Genomic DNA, 17,061 nt, shown 5'->3' on the forward strand with positions numbered 1-17,061 from the left:
GCGCGGTGGAACCACACTGAACCCTTCCCGAACTCAGAGGTGAAACGCTGTTGCGGCAACGATAGTTTAGGGGTAGCCCTACGCAAAAATAGCTCGGTGCCAGGCATATTTATACAAACTAAAAGCCTCCTCAAATTGAAAATGAGAAGGCTTTTATTTTTTAATTATTTCTTTTGACTTTCACTCTTTCTTCTATTTAGTTATCACTCTTCTCTCACTTTCCGAAATAAGCAAGTAGTAAGCTGCTACGCAGCTAAATTTAATAAACAGCATTACATTCCTTTGCTAAGTTGTAAAGCGGAAGTCGAAGAGAGCACAAAGAAGAGCTATGTACGTACTAATTGGTGGAGCAGGCTTAGTAGGCTTAAGTTTGGCGCAAAAACTAGTAGAACTAGGACATACTGTTGCCGTAATTGATATTGACCCTATCGCTTGTCGCTACGCCCGCGAACAAGTAGGAGTAATGGCTTTTGAAGGCAGTGCCGTGAGTACAGAAGTATTGTTAGAAGCTGGGATTCGAAAAACCGGCTCCTTGGCAGCTGTTCTGAGAAGTGATGCCTTAAACTTAGCAATGGTAACTCTTGCTAGACATTATGGTGTTCTACACCTTTTAAGTCGGATGCGTCACCCCGATTTTGCCGAACCACTGCGGATAGCTGGAGCCAACCACATTATCAGTACTGTTGAACTAGCGGTTTCAACAATGGTGAATGCCATTGAGTATCCCCAAGTGGAATCAATGATGCATTTTGAACAAGGGCAAATTGAGGTACTAAAACTTTCCATCCCAAACAATTGCTATGTTGCTGGTCGTAGCGTTGCCGAAATCGCTAAAGATTCACGATTTCCCAGTGGTTCGCTAATTATTGGCTACCAAGCCCATCCCCACGAAGATTTGATGATTCCTAACGGCAGTACAGTACTGGAACCTCATTCAACTGTACTGATTGTAACTAAACCAGGATGTTTACATCAAGTCATTGATTTTATTCAACAAAGATGTTGAGCCCAGTCCCTACCTAAATTCTTTATTAGGTGGGGTTAGCTACACACTGATGAAAAATGAGTGTAAATAGTTTTGATGAAGCCATATCTACATATTTATTTAGCGATCGCTGTTATTTTTCTGGCATCTTGTCAATCAGCCAATATTCCATCCAAGTCACAACCCGATGCTACTCAAGCTACCCCAGTTCAAAAAATAGTGACGCTGGATAAGAATTTTAAGATAGCTAGCGGTCAAACTATTTATGTACCTGTCTATTCACATATCTATCATCACAATCGCCAGGAGATTTTCGAGTTAGCAGTTACGCTCAGTATTCGGAATACAGATTTGACCAATCCCATCATCATTACTGCTGTGCGCTACTATAACTCAGAGGGGAAATTAGTGAAACAGTATTTGAAGCAACCTATTCAACTTGATGCACTAGCTTCTACAACTTTTTTTGTGAATAGAAATGACACCAGTGGAGGTTTAGGAGCAAATTTTATTGTCGAGTGGGTAGCTCAAACAGAAATATCTGAGCCTGTAGTGGAAGCAGTGATGATTGGTACTGACTTTCAGCAAGGAATTTCTTTTATCAGTCCTGGTAGGGTGATTAAAAATAAGCGATCGCCTTTAAAATATAAATCTTAAAAAAGTGCATTTTGCTATAGGTAGAATTGTAATTATCACCGAAACGAACATGAAATTTTTCAGACATATTTGCAATAAGTTCTCGCCAAACCTCTACATCCGAATGGGGAAGCCAGGGAATAAAAACATTTCTTTTTATGCACCATACCCCATACTCAACAACTACTTAACGCTCTTTTATGTCTCTGGTGAGAGAAAAATGCTGTGATTTGCTGAGATTCTTGAAATTCCTTGAAGGCTGTGAAGAATGCAGACGCTGCTATGTCGGAAATATTGGGATTTATCAAATATATCTGTGAAAAAACCAAGATGTGGCAGACATTACAGTTAACATGATTAAGTAACAAAATCATGTAGAACGTGAATAAAAAAACTACTAAAAAAGCCTTAAACCCAAGCTGGGGAGGATATAGAGAAAAATCTGGCAGAAAATCTACATGGAATCATAAACAAACGAGTACAATCCGTATACCAAAAGCTTTTGAGCAAGAATTAATGAGGTATGCACGATATTTAGACACAGGATTCATACTTGATAATGAAACAGAATCAATTGATTGGGACGATGATTTTGTGACTGAACCAAGATTGACTGTTCTAGATAGAATTACCGACGAGTTTGAATATGAAACAAAGTCAAGTTTAGAAGCAATAAATGCGCCCAGCATTACTGACAGACTTGAAACAGTAACAGAATCAAATTTCAAGGCTCAACCGATGCCATCGTTCATGGATGCTATATTTTTAGCCAGAGAGATTGTTCAGCAAAAAAAGTGTGCGCGAATATCTCTAGCTAGATTCATATCTAAGTGTTATTTGATACCTGTCAATCGCCATATAGACTATCCGCTAAAACCAAATAAAAATTAAACCCAAGTTTGAGCAATGCTTCAATTATTTCAACTGCCAATTGTGGTTTGGTTTTATAGACTCCTCCTACTTCAAGTCTTTTTCGTGGCTTATATATTAAACGGTGATCGTGGAGGTAGCCGTTCTTGAACCCAATTAAATACCCTTGCTAAGTTAAACTGTTAGTAATTAATTATACTCTCATGAGAGTAATAAAAGAGCGTTAATCATCTTCTAGTTTCAGCAATTGTTCATCAAGAGTTTGTATCCGTCCGCGCACAATTTCTTCAGAGAGAATTCGCTTCCGCATTGCCTCATTGAGCGCTCCTTTTTCTGCCAGCAGTAAACGTCGGCGAATGGCATCAAGTTTACCACTATTGCGACTTTTGCCGTCTAACTCGTCAGGACGACGATTATAAAGTTCTCGCAGTATCTTTTCTGCACCTGCAATTCGTACCTGATAAGCTGAACGCATCTCTTCATAAACGGCTTTCGGCAACACCCCTGATTTCAACAAGCTATCTAATTCATCTTGTGCTGCTTTACCTGTCATCAACTGGGCTTGCAATTCTTCAACCTGTTGTTGAATTTCTGAAAATTTAGATAATTTTAAACGTTTTACTACCCAAGGTAAACTTAAACCCTGTCCCAATAACGACACTAGCACACTACCGAAAACTATAGCTATGAGGACTTCTCGCCCTGGTAATGTAGTGGGTAAGCTCAATGCCAGAGCCATTGAGAGTGAGCCTTTGATATTACCTAAAAACAGTAAATGTTGCCAGCGGAGAGGAATTGGGCGGTCAATCCAACGAATCCCTGCTAGCAACGGATAGACTGTAAGAACTCGCCCGACTTGATAGGCCAAAACTGCAAGTAGAATTGCTGGTAAAGTCCTCCAGAGCGTTACCAAGTCTATTTCTACACCAATCAATAGAAAAATAAAGGTGTTGACAGTAAAACTGGCATATTCCCAGAAACTCAACAAGGTAATGCGACTAGAAGCAGAAGTATTGCCAGAAAGACCAAAATTCCCGAAAATTAATCCAGCTACAACTACGGCCACAGCACCTGATACATCTAGAAAATCTCCAATCTGAAAAGTGCCTAATGCAACTGCTACCGTCAGTAATAAACTGCTAAGGGGATCGTCCAAACGGGCGAATACAGGTATGCTCAAGTAGCCTAAGACTAACCCTACGAGGCAGCCTCCTAGAGAGATAAATAGCGGTTGTTCGATTCCTTGTAGTAACGTGAGTGAACCTGTCGAATATACTTGCAAAACTAAATTGAACATAACTAGGGCAGCAGCATCGTTAAATAGGGTTTCACCTTCAACGATGGTGGAAAGCCTAGAGGGTACTGGTATCTCTTTGAAGACAGCAATCATAGAAACTGTATCAGTGTTTGCCAGAATTACTCCTACAAATAAGGCAGGTATCCAACTTAGTCCCAATCCAAATTTCAACAGGACGGCAATAATACCACTGGAAAGCACAGCCCCTGGCCCAGCTAGAAGGGCAATTGGTTTAAAAGTACTGCGTAGGCGACTGACATCTGTATTGATTCCAGCTTCAAACAGGAGAATTGGCAGGAAAAGATTTAAAACAAGAGTTGGATTTAAACCAATCGGACGAGATAATAGCTCAGTGATGGGCAAACCTGCTAATACTAAACCCACAACATAAGGGATTCGCAACTGTCGCGACAGCAGAGCTACACCTGTAGCAACGATCAAAAGAATAATTGAAACTTTGACTAATTCTGTAACGTCCACTATTACGTTTTGGAAAGTTATTTTAACTTGACTAATAGATTCTCTCCTCATTCATGTCAAATTAGCAAATTCAGCGTGTGGTTTAGAGCAACAGCGTGATTAGTGAATTTAAGAGTAGGCTTTAGCCTACAATTAGCCTTCATCCCCGACTTAAAAGACGTTCACCCCTAAAAACCTAAAGTGGAGCGGCTTGTCGTCAGACATTACAGTTCCTGCTAAACTACCAGAGATTTTCATCTCAATTTTGGCGTAGCCACTGATAACACCAGGCGCTACCGCAATTCCCAAATCTAACAATGTTGGTCTCGATCGAGCCAACACTCCGCTACCGTAGCTAGACAACCCTACCAGCCAACCCAGAGTTGAGGCGATCGCTAATACAGGATGGCGTACATCCAGCTACCATCTCAATTAACAAGACTTGAGGCAAAATTCCCTTGTTAAACTTAGCCACATACACTTGTAACACTTAACAAGAACCCCAATGAGCAAAACCTAAAATCGGAAATCCTTTTCGATTTAACTCTAGTGAGGGTAATTAAAGAAAATCTTTAATTACGAATTACGTTAGGGTTCGCTCTGCGTCTCGTAGAGAAGCGGTAGCGATAGCGCAGCGTTAGCGACGTAGGAGCGTCGGAACGAGCGTCATTACGAATTATTTTAATCCCCTTGCGGATGTTCGTCCCACAACGTTGTTAGCTCCCGCAAACTCTGATGATTGCCATTACCCAAAATCAGATGATCTAGTACTGGAATCCCCAAAAGCTGCGCTCCTGCTAACAACTGGCGCGTTAATTCTATATCTTCCTGGCTAGGTTCAAGGTTCCCAGAAGGGTGATTGTGGGCAACTATTACCCGCGTTGCGCCTTGACGAATAACTTCCCGAAAAATATCACGAGGAGAAGCTAGGGTTTCGGTTGCTGTGCCAATGGTAATTACTTGTGTTCCCAATAAGCGATTCTTGACATCTAACAGCACCACTGCAAAACGTTCTTGTACCTGCCACATCAAATCTTGACTGAGGGTAGCAGCAGCAGCAAGTGGGCTATCAATTAATGTGCCATCGTTAGGGCGAGATTGAAAAGCCCGTTTACCCAATTCGATTGCTGCTAAAATGCTTGTCGCCTTCGCCGGGCCAACACCAGAAATTTGCATTAACTCAGCAGGGCTAACTTCTCGCAGAACTACCAAAGGATCGCGTTGGTGTTTGCCTAATTCGCTCAAGATATATTGTCCCAAACCCACAGCAGATAGTTTTCCCGGCCCTTGACCAGTGCCTAGAAGAATTGCGATTAACTCCGCTGTGGCTAAAATTTTTGCACCATGCGTCATTAATCGCTCACGCGGACGCTCATTTGTAGGTAGGTCGGCAATTCTGAGGCAATAGGTCATATTAAACTAAGAAAATAGCACCACACATAGAACTATCCTTAGTTATCCCTCGTTTGCTCTCAAAATCATCTTTATTTGAGAAAATCTTTAATTTTAGGAAAATTTCTCTATTTCTATATATCTTACTCTCATTAGAATCATGAACCCTATTCTCCTTAGCCACTGGCTGCCAATCTGCGATCAAGCTCGGATTGGCTACATTCCAGCAACCTTTGGCCCAGAGGTGAGAATCGATGAAATTTTCCGTTTCTTAGAAGGACTGGGAGATACTCCAACACTCGATCGTGCATACGCTTGGTTACGTCAACACTATGAGCCACGGTCTACTATGTGGCGTTGGGACTGTTGTAGTACTGAAATACTGAAGGCAACGATGGCTGATAGTTATCCAACGGCTCTGCCGCTCTTAGAGTTTGATTTGGATGAACCTCGGTTTATGTCTGTATTAGAAGAATTGGAGCGATCGCAACAGCGTACTGTCTCGGTTTTGGTTAGACCTTGGGTTAATGCCAAAGTGGAGGCAAGTTATCCTGTGGAGTTTAGGGCTTTTACTTTTCCTTCAGGTATTGCTGTATGAAGCTATTATACTCGTCGTCCCTTATCGGCTACTTATGAAGAAACTGCCATTCAAGTTCGTTACTTGACTGAAAAGCTAGCAGCTTATACTCCGTTGCCGAGTTTCTCTGCTGACTTCTTACTTACCGAAGAGGGGAACTTGTTGTTTTTAGAGGGCGGTTTGGGCTTTACTCGTGAAGGGTTAGTAAATAGCTGTTGTTTTAGTGGTGAACCGATACCGGGGGCGATCGCTTTATCCTACCAGAGATAAAAATAGCACAGCCGTAAATCAAATAAGGATATTGAGCGGATGAACACTAACTTCTAAGTATGACAAAAACTTCGCTTTCAAAGGGAACACTAAAAATAAGATGATTTAGGGCGATCGCTATGTTCGATGATTTATTCAACAATCTCAAAGGTTTTATTGACTCTAAACTTCAAGAAGTCGGGAACGATCTGCAAAAACGCTTCGGCGTTCCCGAACCCGCAGAGCCATTTGTGCTGATTCGTCGATTCACACCTGCCGATCCCACTGTGACAAAGGGATGTATTGCAATTGTCGGAGAAAGCTGGCAAATTGAAGCTTATGACGATAAGAATCAGAGCTTTTTTACGAATAGTGCAGATCCTTTGCGAAATGTCATCTTATTTGAAGTTGCAGAACCCGATGTCCAAGAGTGTGTTTTTGCTTGTCAATTTAACGCGAAAGCGCTAAACACAGAAAAACCAATTAAAGTTAGTTTAGGTTGGCGGAGAACGGGACAATGGGGCACATGGAGGCACTTCTGGCCAACAGAGGTTTTACTAACGGAAGATTTTCAGCGTTACGAAGCGCGTGCCTATTTTAAAAAAGAAGCAGATGTTGCCACAATTCAAATCAGTGTGCAATTTGAGAGTAGTGGCATTCTTCAAATTAGAGATATTGAATTGCTGCAAGCGCCTGTAAAGTAACAATCATGAGCAATACCTTAAATTTGAGTAATTAGCAAAGTGCGTAGTTTACCGTCGTAGGTATCGCTTTATATTGTTACAGACAAAAATCGTAAAGTCGCAAATCAGACGTAATAAAGTATGTTTGAGCGGATGAACAAGAGCGCCTAAATATGGCAAAAAACTACTATTTCAAAGGGAATACTAAAAATAATATAATTTAGGGCAATCGCTATGTTTGACGAGCTATTCAACAATCTGACAAATTTTATTCTCTCTAAAGCTCAGGAAGCCCTTAAGGAGCTAGAAAAACCCCTTGCTATTCCCGAACCCGCAGAGCCATTTGTATTGATTCGTCGATTCACACCTGCCGATTCCACAGTTACAAAGGGAGGCATTACAATTATCGGAGAAAGCTGGCAAATTGAAGCTTATGACGATAATACTCAGCGCTTTCTAACTAATAGTACAGATCCTTTGCGAAATGTCATCTTGTTTGAAGTTGCAGAACCCGATGTCCAAGAGTGTGTTCTTGCTTGTCAATTTAATGCGAAAGCGCTGAACACAGAAGAATCAATTGCAGTAAGTTTGGGTGTAGGTAGACCAGGACAATCGGGCGGAATGAGAACAACTTCATGGGGTAGAGGAGTTTCACCAACGGAAAATTTTCAGCCTTACAAAGTGCGTGCCTATTTTAAAAAAGAAGCGGATGCTGCCAAGATCCAAATCGGTGTGCAATTTGAGAGTAGTGGCATTCTTCACATTAGAGATATTGAATTGCTGCAAGCCGCCGTCAAGGTACAACCATAAGCAATATCTTAAATTTGAGTAGTTAGCAAAGTGCGCTCGCGTCTACACCAGCAATTTCAAGCCCTTTGTCTTCACTGATTTATTGATAAATTTGCGTTGCTTTCAGCATGTGATAGGTAATAATTAGCTGGGTGAGAGCAAGAGGGTAACTTTGCAATGTCTCCCCAGTTGTACCAGCAATTTTACCCAGTTCTGGATTACTTTCGCGATCGCAAATATTTCGTAAATGGGGCATATCGGAACAAATAATATGCTCTAGCTTATTCACCTGTTCTAAGGTGGCATGACCATCAACTTCTAAGACATCCACAGGCTTACTCATATCCCTGTCTAGCCCCAGGCGGATGGCTGAGTCAGAATTACCATAGCTAGAGTTGGTAATTGGGGTGAAATCTGGATGCGGAATTGTCGGACGCAGTACCAGGCGGACATTCAGGTGTCCATTAGTTTCATCAGCTTCATCAGTGGGTGGATAGAAACTAATTACTATATCAGACCATTGCCGTTGCGGACGGATAAACTGGGCTGAGTCTGGTTCGCGCTTTTCTAGTTCAGCTAGTACTTGTTCAGCAGTGTAGCCACGCTTTTGGGTATCTCGCTTGACTTTCCACTTAGCACGTACTTGTTCCGGGGGTGCAAGGTAGACTTTAACATCGTAAGAATCACGGGCGGCGCGAGTAGAATAACCGAGCAATCCCTCAATAATCACAAATTTACCGGGTTTGATATACTGCGGTGGCTCGAATGTCCCTGTTTTATGGCTATAAACTGGCTTAAGAATTGGCTGTCCTGTGCGTAGTAGCGACAGGTGCTGCTGCATAATATCTAAGTAGTTGCAGTCGGGATGGAGGGCGGTGATGCCAATTTCTGCACGTTGTTGGCGATCATAACGGTGATAATCATCTGTACAGATGATTGTGACATTTTCTGGGCCGAGTGCCTGAGCAATTCCCCGCGTTAGTGTTGTTTTCCCAGCAGCACTGTCACCGACAATACCAAGAATTATTGGACGGCTCATCATACCTCCCAGAATAAAAGTAATGTTTATTAATACAATTTCCCTACAATAGTCTTTATTCTAGAAGGGTTTAAGCCAGTAACTCAAGGAAAGGCTTGGTATGCAATATCTCTACATATAGAATGTCTCTGTGCTGGTTTATTGCATAATAATTGCAATTTATATAGCTGTTAAAATCAGAGTTATTTCATTATCACCTAGCCTGCATCAGAATAAACTCTGAGTCTAAGAGACTTACAAAAAATAAATTATCCAGTAGGATGCGTAGGGACAATTCATGAATTGCCACTACATTTCTGAGATTTGGCATAATCTCAAAAATCGTTTGCGGGCATCAAAGACTCGTCTCCAATGCCTAATTCCCAATGCCCCAAATTTATGACAACTCAAACATTAGGACTCGAAGAAAATCTGTATAATTATTTACTATCAGTCTCTCTCCGAGAACCGGAAATTTTAACCCAACTGAGGCAAGAAACAGCCCAGCATCCAGTAGGGAGAATGCAGATAGCTCCTGAACAAGGGCAGTTTCTGGCGTTACTGGTGCAGTTGCTTGGAGCGAAAAAAACTCTGGAAGTTGGGGTATTTACAGGTTATAGTTCCCTGGTGGTGGCATTGGCGTTACCGAATGATGGGAAGGTGGTAGCCTGTGATGTGAGCGAAGAATTTACAACGATCGCTCGACGTTATTGGCAGCAAGCTGGAGTGGCAGATAAAATTCAACTGCACATTGCCCCAGCTTTGGAGACTTTGGAGCAGTTACTGGCAACAGGAGAAGCGGAAACCTTTGATTTTGCTTTCATCGATGCAGATAAGAGCAACTATGATGCTTATTATGAGCGATCGCTGCAACTAGTGCGTCCGGGGGGACTGATTGCGATCGATAATGTCCTTTGGTCAGGCAAGGTTGCCGATCCTCAAGTGCAAGATAATAGAACTAAAAGGATTCGGGCCTTTAATCAAAAGCTGCATCAAGACCAGCGAGTTAGTCTTAGTTTAGTAGCGATCGCAGATGGCTTGACTCTAGCACTGAAAAAGTGATGTCTTTCTAACTTTTCTAAAACCCAATCCACTTGGGTTTTAGCTTGATTATCCCTAACCTTCCTGAAAAAGGCGGGGATTAGAGCAAGCCTTTTTAAGAGGAACCGTATTGAATTACGATGTAAAAAGTATATCCGTAGAGATTTATTTTTCTTTTTTAAGTATTTATTCGGTTGTATATTATTAATAGACCAAGGTAGATAAATCCATCTACTAACTGTTTAACCTTTGATATTCGTGGAAGATATTCTGCAAGCAGTAGAAAGAATTCTGCAAGACAAGCCTCTTGCTTCCATCCAATGGTTTGTGCTTTATCAATCATGGTTGGGCAAAACTTATGGTGAAATGGCAGAGGAATCAGGCTACCGCAACAATTACATCAAGGAAGTTGGCTCTGAATTGTGGCAAGACCTTTCTGTAGCACTTGGAAAAAGAGTAACGAAAAAAAATCTGCATTTAGCGTTGAATAAATACCTGGAAGACAAAATAGGCGATGGGGAAAATCAGAGCCAACAAGATTTGGGCGAAGAATCTAGCTTAGAAATGGTTTCTTCAGACTTTTTTTCCGCAAGTAAGATGGAATTTCCTAGCGGCCCTCTACCATTGGGTTCTCCTCTTTACATCAATCGCCCTCCCCTAGAAGAACTTGTTTGTAACGAGATTTTATACCCAGGTTGCTTAATCCGAATCAAAGCACCTAGAAAGACCGGAAAAAGTTCGCTGCTCAATCGGATGATTGCTTATGCTAGAGAGCAAGGTTATCAAATTGTTTATTTAGACTTTCAAGAAGCCGACCAAGACGTTTTTGCTTCTCTCGATAAATTTTTGCGTTGGTTTTGTGTCAATGTCAGCAGACAGTTAAATCTGCTTCCCTGTCTAGATGATTTTTGGGATACGGAAATGGGCAGCAAGGTAAGCTGCAAAATCTATTTTGAAGCATATCTGCTGCAATACATTGATAATAGTCCTGTAGTTTTGGCTTTAAATGAAGTCCATCGAGTTTTTGAACATCCCAATATTGCCCAAGACTTTCTGCCAATGCTGCGATTTTGGCACGAACAAGCAAAGCAAGAGCAAATCTGGCAAAAACTACGGATGGTGGTAGTTCACACTACAGAAATTTATATTCCACTCAAGCTTAACCAATCGCCTTTCAATGTCGGCATAACAATTACGTTGCCACCGTTAACTCTCAATCAGGTACAGAATTTAGCATTGTGTTACAAACTACATTGGGCAGCAGACTCCGAAGGGGCAAAACGCCTTGCACCTCTACAAGCAATGGTAGGAGGACATCCCTATTTAGTTAGCCTGGCGCTTTATCATCTATGTCAGGAGGAAATGACATTAGAGGTATTACTAGAAACCGCATCTACACCAGTGGGAATTTACAGTCAGCATTTACGAGAACTGTTGAGCTTACTGCAAATAGAACCGGAATTAATGTCAGCTATGCAACAGGTAATTGCAACAGATGAAAAAGTAGAGCTAGATGCGATCGCTGCTTATAAACTAGAAAGTATGGGTTTGGTTAAACTCAATGGCAATCAAGCTCACGCTATGTGTGAGTTATATCGCCTTTATTTTAGCCAACAGCTTGGAAAGCATTCAGCATACTAAATAGTTCTGGTAAACTGTTGAAAGACAAATCAAGAAAATAATTAATTTTAGTTCTTAATATGAATTATATCAATTGTCTCGATTCCAATTCATTTATTAAGAACGAGCAAGAATTTAACATTTTAAATTTTAAATTAAATGGACAATTATCGATATCAAGTTGGTGGCACTTTAACTAGTGACGCTCCTAGCTATGTTGAGCGCAGAGCGGATGTGGAACTTTACGAAGCCTTGAGACAAGGTGAATTTTGCTACATCCTTAGCTGTAGGCAAATGGGTAAATCTTCACTTATGGTAAAAACAAAGCATCGCTTGCAACAAGAAGGTTTTAGATGTGCCACCGTTGATATGACTAATATTGGTTGCGAGAATATAACTCCAGAACAGTGGTATAAGGGAGTTGTAGGCGATTTATGGTTGGGTTTTAAACTGTTAGGAAAAGTCAATTTAAAAGCCTGGTGGCAAGAACAAAATGATATTTCTTTGGTTCATAAACTTAGTCGGTTTATTTCAGAAGTTCTGTTAGCTCAGTTTCCCAACGAAAGACTATTCATTTTTATTGATGAAATTGATAGTATTCTCGGCCTCGATTTCTCTGTTGATGACTTTTTCAGCTTGATTCGGTTCTGCTATAACCAACGAGCAATCGATCCAGAATATCATCGGATTACATTTGCAATTTTTGGTGTTGCTACACCTTCAGACTTAATTGTATATCAAAATCACATTACACCATTTAATTTTGGTAAAGCCATCCGAGTCAATGGTTTTACATTTGAAGAAGCTCAACCACTATCTTTAGGACTGGATATTAAAGACAATCATCCCCAGAAAGTTTTGAAAGAGGTATTAGCTTGGACAAAAGGACAACCATTTCTTACTCAAAAGCTGTGTCGGTTACTCGTCAGTTTATCTCAAGATGATGTGGGTAGAACGCTAACAATTCCCCCTGGCACAGAAGAATTTTGGATAGAAAATGTGGTGCGATCGCATATCATCGAAAAATGGGAATCACAAGATGAACCAGAGCATTTGCGGACGATTCGCGATCGCATCCTCCGAAATGAACAAATTGCCGCCAGATTGCTAGGAATTTATCAGCAAGTCCTCCAAGGAGTGGAAGTACCAACCGACGATAGTCGAGAACAGGCAGAACTATTGCTGTCTGGTTTGGCGATCAAAAAGCAAGGTTTTCTGCAAATCAAAAACCGAATTTATCAAGAAGTTTTCAATTTAGAATGGGTTGGAAAAAAATTAGCTTACTTGCGCCCCTACTATGAAAGCTTCAATGCGTGGATAGCCTCAAACCAAAATGATGAATCTCGCCTATTGCGCGGACAAGCCTTGATTGATGCCCAAACCTGGGCATATCGCAAAAGCTTGAGCAACTTAGATTATCGATTTTTAGCTGCTAGTGAAGAATTAGATCGGCGAGAAATGCAGCAAGCATTAGAAGCTGAACGCGCTAAAGAAGTTGAAGCACGACTTGCAGAACAACAAAAAAGGCTGGCTCAACAAAAGAAAGCTGCGACAATTGTGACACTTTTACTTGTAGGTATGACAATCAAGTTGGTGATTTCTATAGTGTGGGGAGTGTCGCTTTTACGAAAGATTGATGCTTTAGAATCACAGTTAAAATGTAACCAGCTACAGCATCACAAAAGAGTAATAAATGCAAATTCTCAGTTAGATGGATGCTGACTTAATTTATGATTTTAGATTTCAGATTAAATAAAGTCAAGAGCCGTTAGGAAAAGTCCAGAATATTTGCAACTGTTTTAAAATGAAGGTTGATGAGCATACGATCGCTAACAGAAACACATGTCTGACAAAAGCTGCCGATGACATGAGTTAAAATGCTGATATCTTTATTTATTTTTCCAATAACTCAAAGAAAGTTTCCTTATCAATACCAATATCCTGAATCATACCCATTAGAGTCCCTTGTTTTAGGTCTTTTCCCGAATGAATAGGAACAACAACCCTTTGTCCATGACTATCCTTGTAAATAGCATGACTCCCTTTTTGACGGTCAAGATAAAAACCTAAATTTTCGATGACTTTGATAAATTCTTTAGCTTTGACACTGGGAAAATTGCTCATGCCAAGATACTTAATGGCTTAACAATTAAATCATCTCTAGGAATTGATAGATTATCAGCCCTTAAACTTTCAATATATAATTCAATAGCTTCTGTAATATTCTCGATGGCCTCTTCAAAAGAATCTCCCTGAGAATGACAACCTTTTAGAATTGGACAAAAAGCGTGATAACCTCCATCTGATTCTTTTTCCAGAAGAACTGTGTAATTATAAATTTGTTTATTATTATTGTCCATATATTTTAAGATTGTTTGGGAACCACCTACTTTTATCTCAGCACGATTCCATCATAAAGGCTTTTAAGTTATGTTGCTGAAAGCAGTGCGATCGCCGATTTTGTAGCAACTGTCTTGAAAGTTAAGCGATCGCCAATAGAAACGCAAGTCTGGGCAAAGCTGCCGAAGATGTGAGTTAAAATCCTGATATCTTTAATAACTACTCACGCAGACAGCCCCCGAAAAAGCGATCGCTTATTTATGATAATTGATTTAGTGATATAAGTTAACATGAGTTAAATGAAGCTAAAAAAGCAATTGGTGTAAAAATTGTAAGTTGTATATTACAAATCCTGTTATCAATACGAATAATTAAGAGGATGAAGCAATTGAGTAACCTAGATAGAGTTTTAGATGCGGCAATGGAATTGCCTTTAGAGCAACAAGAAATGCTGGTACAAATTCTCAAGAACCGAATTATTGAAAGTCGGCGAGATGAAATTGCATCAGATGCAGCAGTTTCCATTGCTGAATTCCAAGCAGGTAGGCTCAAAATTCAGACTGCTAGTGAAGCAATTCAAGAATTACGGGAATATCTCAATAACCCAAGTGCAGCCGGTTTATTAGGTTATCAAGTGCGATCGCTCTAAAGAAAGCATAGTCTTCTTAATGCTGCCGAAGATGTGAGTTAAAATGCTGATATCTTTAATAACTACTCACACAGACAGCCTCCGAAAAAGCGATCGCTATGCTTCAGTATCCCCATCTCGAACAAGCGCTAAAATATCACTTCGGTTACGACCAATTTCGCCCCGGACAACGGCAAATTATCGAAGATGCGCTGCAAAATCGAGATTTAATGGTTGTGATGCCGACTGGTGGGGGAAAATCTTTGTGTTTTCAGCTACCAGCGTTGTTAAAAAATGGACTAACTGTGGTAGTTTCGCCGTTAATTGCTTTGATGCAAGACCAAGTAGAAGCACTGCGAAATAATAATATTAACGCCACATTTCTCAATAGCAGCTTGAATTCTTATCAAGTGCGATCGCGGGAAGAAGCCATCCTCAACGGTAAAGTAAAATTACTATACGTCGCCCCGGAACGTCTTCTCAGTGAAAGGTTTCTCCCATTTATCGATTTAGTTAAAGAAAAAATCGGTATTTCTAGCTTTGCTATTGATGAAGCGCACTGCGTTTCGGAATGGGGACACGATTTTCGCCCAGAATATCGCCAGTTAAAATCTCTGCGGAAACGCTATCCTGATGTTCCTACCGTCGCCCTCACCGCCACAGCAACCGATCGCGTCCGTAGTGATATTATTCAACAATTAGGGCTAAAGCAACCAAGCATCCATCTTGCCAGTTTTAATCGTGAAAATCTTTATTACGAAGTTCGTCCTAAAACGAAATATGCTTACGCTGAATTATTAGAACTAATTCGAGAAACTGAAGGTTCGACAATTATTTATTCTTTAACTCGGAAAAAAGTTGATGAACTCACTTTTAAACTGCAAAATGATAAGGTTGTTGTTCTACCTTATCACGCCGGATTAAGTGATGAAGAACGTAGTAGTAATCAAACGCGATTTATTCGAGATGATGTCCGGGTGATGGTGGCAACAGTCGCCTTTGGGATGGGAATTAATAAACCCGATGTGCGGCTGGTAGTTCACTTTGATATGCCTAGAAATATAGAAAGTTATTATCAAGAATCGGGTAGAGCCGGGAGAGACGGAGAACCATCTCGGTGTACAATATTTTTCAGCTTTGGTGATGTTAAAACAATTGAATGGAGTATCGATCAAAAAACTGACCCTCAAGAACAGTTGATTGCTAAACAACAATTGCGGCAGATGATTGATTATGCTGAAGGCACTGATTGTCGGCGAACAATCCAACTGGGTTATTTTGGCGAAAGGTTTCCTGGGAATTGCGGTAACTGTGACAATTGTCGTCATCCCAAACCCATGCAAGATTGGACAATTGAAGCCATGAAGTTTTTATCTTGTGTGGCGCGTTGCAAAGAAAGATTTGGGATGCTGCACATAATTGATGTGTTGCGGGGGGCAAAAAAAGACAAAATTCTCCAGTACGAACACGATAAACTTTCTACTTATGGTATTGGTAAAGATAGAACTCTAGATGAATGGCGAATGTTGGGGCGATCGCTCTTACATCAAGGGTTAATAGAACAAACTAGCGATGGTTACTCAGTTTTAAAACTAAATGCCTTAAGTTGGGAAGTAATGCGAAAACAACGTACAGTTTCGCTAGCTGTAACCACAGTTCAAAAGATTACCTGGGAACAGGGGAGTGAAAAAGCCGAAGTTGCAGAGATATTATTACAGAAGTTGCGATCGCTACGCAAACAATTAGCTGATGAACAATCTGTACCACCTTACGTCATCTTCCACGATTCCACTTTAAAATTGATGGTACAGGTGCAACCCCAAAACTTAACTGAATTTGCCAAACTTTCTGGTGTAGGTAGTCATAAACTCGCTCAATATGGCGAAAAGTTTATTACAGAAATTCGCGCTTATCGCCAAGAAAAGGGTTTGCAAAATAAATCGGTTACTTCCGCTTCCGTATCATCTTCCAACTCATCTTCTTACACTGAATTGCAGACATTACAATTACATCAACAAGGTTTAAATATCGCTCAAATTGCCCAAAAACGCAACCTGAGTCCGGCAACAGTTAGCAGTCATCTAGAAAAACTCATTGAGAAAAATCAGCCAGTTGATTTAAATCAATTAGTACCTTTAGAACATCAACAAAAAATTTGGCAAGTTTTAGAAGTACTCGGTGACATTTCCCTCACTCCCATTAAAGAACAACTAGGTGAAAGCTATACTTTTGATGAAATTCGCTTAGTGCGGTGTAAGTGGCGGCGGGAAAATCGCAAGTAATAATTTGCTTAGAACAAGTAATAAAAATAAAACAATGATTGTTTTGTTATGAATGACAATAAAATTAACTCACTCAAGATTACTCTAACCCTCTCATACTGGTTGGCTGGTTTTGCGTTTTATTTGGTGCATTTTTTTTAAGTCTTACTATTTGCTCATATATTTATTTTTTGAAAAATTAGATAAGGAAGCTAA

17 protein-coding genes, 1 rRNA gene and 2 pseudogenes are annotated in these 17,061 nt (G+C 40.4%); 13 read left to right on the forward strand and 7 right to left on the reverse strand.

The genetic code is table 11. The features are described 5' to 3' along the window. The 4 genes from rrf to CDG79_RS24435 form a co-directional block, all read left to right on the forward strand. Positions 1 to 105 (forward strand): 5S ribosomal RNA (gene rrf, locus CDG79_RS24420); the annotation flags it as partial. Between the two features lie 223 nt (positions 106 to 328). Continuing rightward, complete coding sequence (locus CDG79_RS24425; protein WP_094344439.1) at positions 329 to 1,006, forward strand: potassium channel family protein; 678 nt, start codon at positions 329 to 331, stop codon at positions 1,004 to 1,006. 75 nt (positions 1,007 to 1,081) lie between these two features. Further along, positions 1,082 to 1,642 carry a DUF3124 domain-containing protein gene (locus CDG79_RS24430; protein ID WP_094344440.1) on the forward strand — a complete coding sequence of 187 codons (561 nt, stop codon included), beginning with the start codon at positions 1,082 to 1,084 and terminating at the stop codon, positions 1,640 to 1,642. A gap of 360 nt (positions 1,643 to 2,002) precedes the next feature. Continuing rightward, positions 2,003 to 2,512, forward strand: a complete 510-nt coding sequence (locus CDG79_RS24435) for a hypothetical protein (protein ID WP_094344441.1) — start codon at positions 2,003 to 2,005, stop codon at positions 2,510 to 2,512. Here the strand turns inward: CDG79_RS24435 and CDG79_RS45570 are convergent. The 4 genes and pseudogenes from CDG79_RS45570 to radC all read right to left on the reverse strand — a co-directional run. After that, positions 2,472 to 2,612 (reverse strand): annotated as a pseudogene (locus CDG79_RS45570) (IS701 family transposase); the annotation flags it as partial. The gene CDG79_RS24435 and the pseudogene CDG79_RS45570 overlap by 41 nt on opposite strands. A gap of 102 nt (positions 2,613 to 2,714) precedes the next feature. Continuing rightward, on the reverse strand, positions 2,715 to 4,268 hold the full coding sequence (locus CDG79_RS24440; protein ID WP_094344461.1) for a cation:proton antiporter: 1,554 nt from the start codon (positions 4,266 to 4,268) through the stop codon (positions 2,715 to 2,717). A 198-nt stretch (positions 4,269 to 4,466) separates the two neighbouring features. Further along, positions 4,467 to 4,646 (reverse strand): annotated as a pseudogene (locus tag CDG79_RS45190) (DUF389 domain-containing protein); the annotation flags it as partial. A gap of 282 nt (positions 4,647 to 4,928) precedes the next feature. Next, entirely contained in the window at positions 4,929 to 5,660 is a 732-nt protein-coding gene (gene radC / locus CDG79_RS24450) for a RadC family protein (protein WP_094344442.1), read from the reverse strand. 139 nt (positions 5,661 to 5,799) lie between these two features. Here radC and CDG79_RS24455 point away from each other — a divergent pair, with 139 nt between their 5' ends. The 4 genes from CDG79_RS24455 (at position 5,800) to CDG79_RS24465 (ending at position 7,958) form a co-directional block, all read left to right on the forward strand. Next, on the forward strand, positions 5,800 to 6,237 hold the full coding sequence (locus tag CDG79_RS24455) for a hypothetical protein (RefSeq protein WP_094344443.1): 438 nt from the start codon (positions 5,800 to 5,802) through the stop codon (positions 6,235 to 6,237). Between the two features lie 63 nt (positions 6,238 to 6,300). Next, positions 6,301 to 6,486, forward strand: coding sequence for a hypothetical protein (locus CDG79_RS41315; protein ID WP_143855570.1), 186 nt, complete (start codon positions 6,301 to 6,303; stop codon positions 6,484 to 6,486). A gap of 119 nt (positions 6,487 to 6,605) precedes the next feature. After that, positions 6,606 to 7,169, forward strand: a complete 564-nt coding sequence (locus CDG79_RS24460; protein ID WP_094344444.1) for a hypothetical protein — start codon at positions 6,606 to 6,608, stop codon at positions 7,167 to 7,169. Positions 7,170 to 7,382: 213 nt separating this feature from the next. Next, positions 7,383 to 7,958 (forward strand): hypothetical protein, encoded by a 576-nt coding sequence (locus tag CDG79_RS24465; protein ID WP_094344445.1) that lies wholly within the window; start codon positions 7,383 to 7,385, stop codon positions 7,956 to 7,958. Positions 7,959 to 8,037: 79 nt separating this feature from the next. Here the strand turns inward: CDG79_RS24465 and CDG79_RS24470 are convergent, their stop codons facing one another. Beyond that, positions 8,038 to 8,976, reverse strand: coding sequence for a phosphoribulokinase (locus tag CDG79_RS24470; RefSeq protein WP_094328514.1), 939 nt, complete (start codon positions 8,974 to 8,976; stop codon positions 8,038 to 8,040). 378 nt (positions 8,977 to 9,354) lie between these two features. On the opposite strand from CDG79_RS24470, the gene CDG79_RS24475 reads away from it, so the two are divergent. The 3 genes from CDG79_RS24475 to CDG79_RS24485 all read left to right on the forward strand — a co-directional run bounded on the left by CDG79_RS24475 (position 9,355) and on the right by CDG79_RS24485 (position 13,338). Then, positions 9,355 to 10,017 carry a class I SAM-dependent methyltransferase gene (locus tag CDG79_RS24475; protein ID WP_094344446.1) on the forward strand — a complete coding sequence of 221 codons (663 nt, stop codon included), beginning with the start codon at positions 9,355 to 9,357 and terminating at the stop codon, positions 10,015 to 10,017. Positions 10,018 to 10,248: 231 nt separating this feature from the next. Then, the gene (locus tag CDG79_RS24480) at positions 10,249 to 11,637 is read left to right on the forward strand and encodes an AAA-like domain-containing protein (protein WP_189525111.1); all 1,389 of its coding nucleotides are present in this window, start codon (positions 10,249 to 10,251) and stop codon (positions 11,635 to 11,637) included. 138 nt (positions 11,638 to 11,775) lie between these two features. Next, on the forward strand, positions 11,776 to 13,338 hold the full coding sequence (locus CDG79_RS24485; protein WP_094344447.1) for an AAA-like domain-containing protein: 1,563 nt from the start codon (positions 11,776 to 11,778) through the stop codon (positions 13,336 to 13,338). A gap of 171 nt (positions 13,339 to 13,509) precedes the next feature. On the opposite strand, the gene CDG79_RS24490 is transcribed toward CDG79_RS24485, so the two are convergent. Beyond that, positions 13,510 to 13,740 (reverse strand): type II toxin-antitoxin system HicA family toxin, encoded by a 231-nt coding sequence (locus tag CDG79_RS24490; RefSeq protein WP_094344448.1) that lies wholly within the window; start codon positions 13,738 to 13,740, stop codon positions 13,510 to 13,512. Further along, complete coding sequence (locus tag CDG79_RS24495; RefSeq protein WP_094344449.1) at positions 13,737 to 13,976, reverse strand: type II toxin-antitoxin system HicB family antitoxin; 240 nt, start codon at positions 13,974 to 13,976, stop codon at positions 13,737 to 13,739. Before CDG79_RS24495 ends, CDG79_RS24490 begins: the two co-directional genes overlap by 4 nt. A gap of 359 nt (positions 13,977 to 14,335) precedes the next feature. Here CDG79_RS24495 and CDG79_RS24500 point away from each other — a divergent pair, with 359 nt between their 5' ends. After that, positions 14,336 to 14,605: a hypothetical protein gene (locus CDG79_RS24500; RefSeq protein ID WP_223278302.1), complete on the forward strand. Its 270-nt coding sequence runs from the start codon at positions 14,336 to 14,338 to the stop codon at positions 14,603 to 14,605. Between the two features lie 98 nt (positions 14,606 to 14,703). Beyond that, a complete protein-coding gene (recQ, locus tag CDG79_RS24505; protein ID WP_094344450.1) occupies positions 14,704 to 16,866 on the forward strand; it encodes a DNA helicase RecQ in 2,163 nt (720 codons plus the stop codon). Positions 16,867 to 17,061 lie beyond the last annotated feature (195 nt).

Source organism: Nostoc sp. 'Peltigera membranacea cyanobiont' 232, assembly GCF_002245985.1.
Lineage (GTDB): Bacteria > Cyanobacteriota > Cyanobacteriia > Cyanobacteriales > Nostocaceae > Nostoc.

Excerpts from the sequence above, each read along its gene's own strand:
- CDG79_RS24495 (WP_094344449.1), bottom strand. The coding sequence starts at position 13,976 with ATGGACAATAATAATAAACAAATTTATAATTACACAGTTCTTCTGGAA.
- CDG79_RS24500 (WP_223278302.1), top strand. The coding sequence starts at position 14,336 with ATGAAGCAATTGAGTAACCTAGATAGAGTTTTAGATGCGGCAATGGAA.
- CDG79_RS24455 (WP_094344443.1), top strand. The coding sequence starts at position 5,800 with ATGAACCCTATTCTCCTTAGCCACTGGCTGCCAATCTGCGATCAAGCT.
- CDG79_RS24470 (WP_094328514.1), bottom strand. The coding sequence starts at position 8,976 with ATGAGCCGTCCAATAATTCTTGGTATTGTCGGTGACAGTGCTGCTGGG.
- CDG79_RS24490 (WP_094344448.1), bottom strand. The coding sequence starts at position 13,740 with ATGAGCAATTTTCCCAGTGTCAAAGCTAAAGAATTTATCAAAGTCATC.
- CDG79_RS24430 (WP_094344440.1), top strand. The coding sequence starts at position 1,082 with ATGAAGCCATATCTACATATTTATTTAGCGATCGCTGTTATTTTTCTG.
- CDG79_RS24425 (WP_094344439.1), top strand. The coding sequence starts at position 329 with ATGTACGTACTAATTGGTGGAGCAGGCTTAGTAGGCTTAAGTTTGGCG.
- CDG79_RS24460 (WP_094344444.1), top strand. The coding sequence starts at position 6,606 with ATGTTCGATGATTTATTCAACAATCTCAAAGGTTTTATTGACTCTAAA.
- recQ (WP_094344450.1), top strand. The coding sequence starts at position 14,704 with ATGCTTCAGTATCCCCATCTCGAACAAGCGCTAAAATATCACTTCGGT.
- CDG79_RS24475 (WP_094344446.1), top strand. The coding sequence starts at position 9,355 with ATGACAACTCAAACATTAGGACTCGAAGAAAATCTGTATAATTATTTA.
- CDG79_RS24465 (WP_094344445.1), top strand. The coding sequence starts at position 7,383 with ATGTTTGACGAGCTATTCAACAATCTGACAAATTTTATTCTCTCTAAA.
- radC (WP_094344442.1), bottom strand. The coding sequence starts at position 5,660 with ATGACCTATTGCCTCAGAATTGCCGACCTACCTACAAATGAGCGTCCG.
- CDG79_RS24485 (WP_094344447.1), top strand. The coding sequence starts at position 11,776 with ATGGACAATTATCGATATCAAGTTGGTGGCACTTTAACTAGTGACGCT.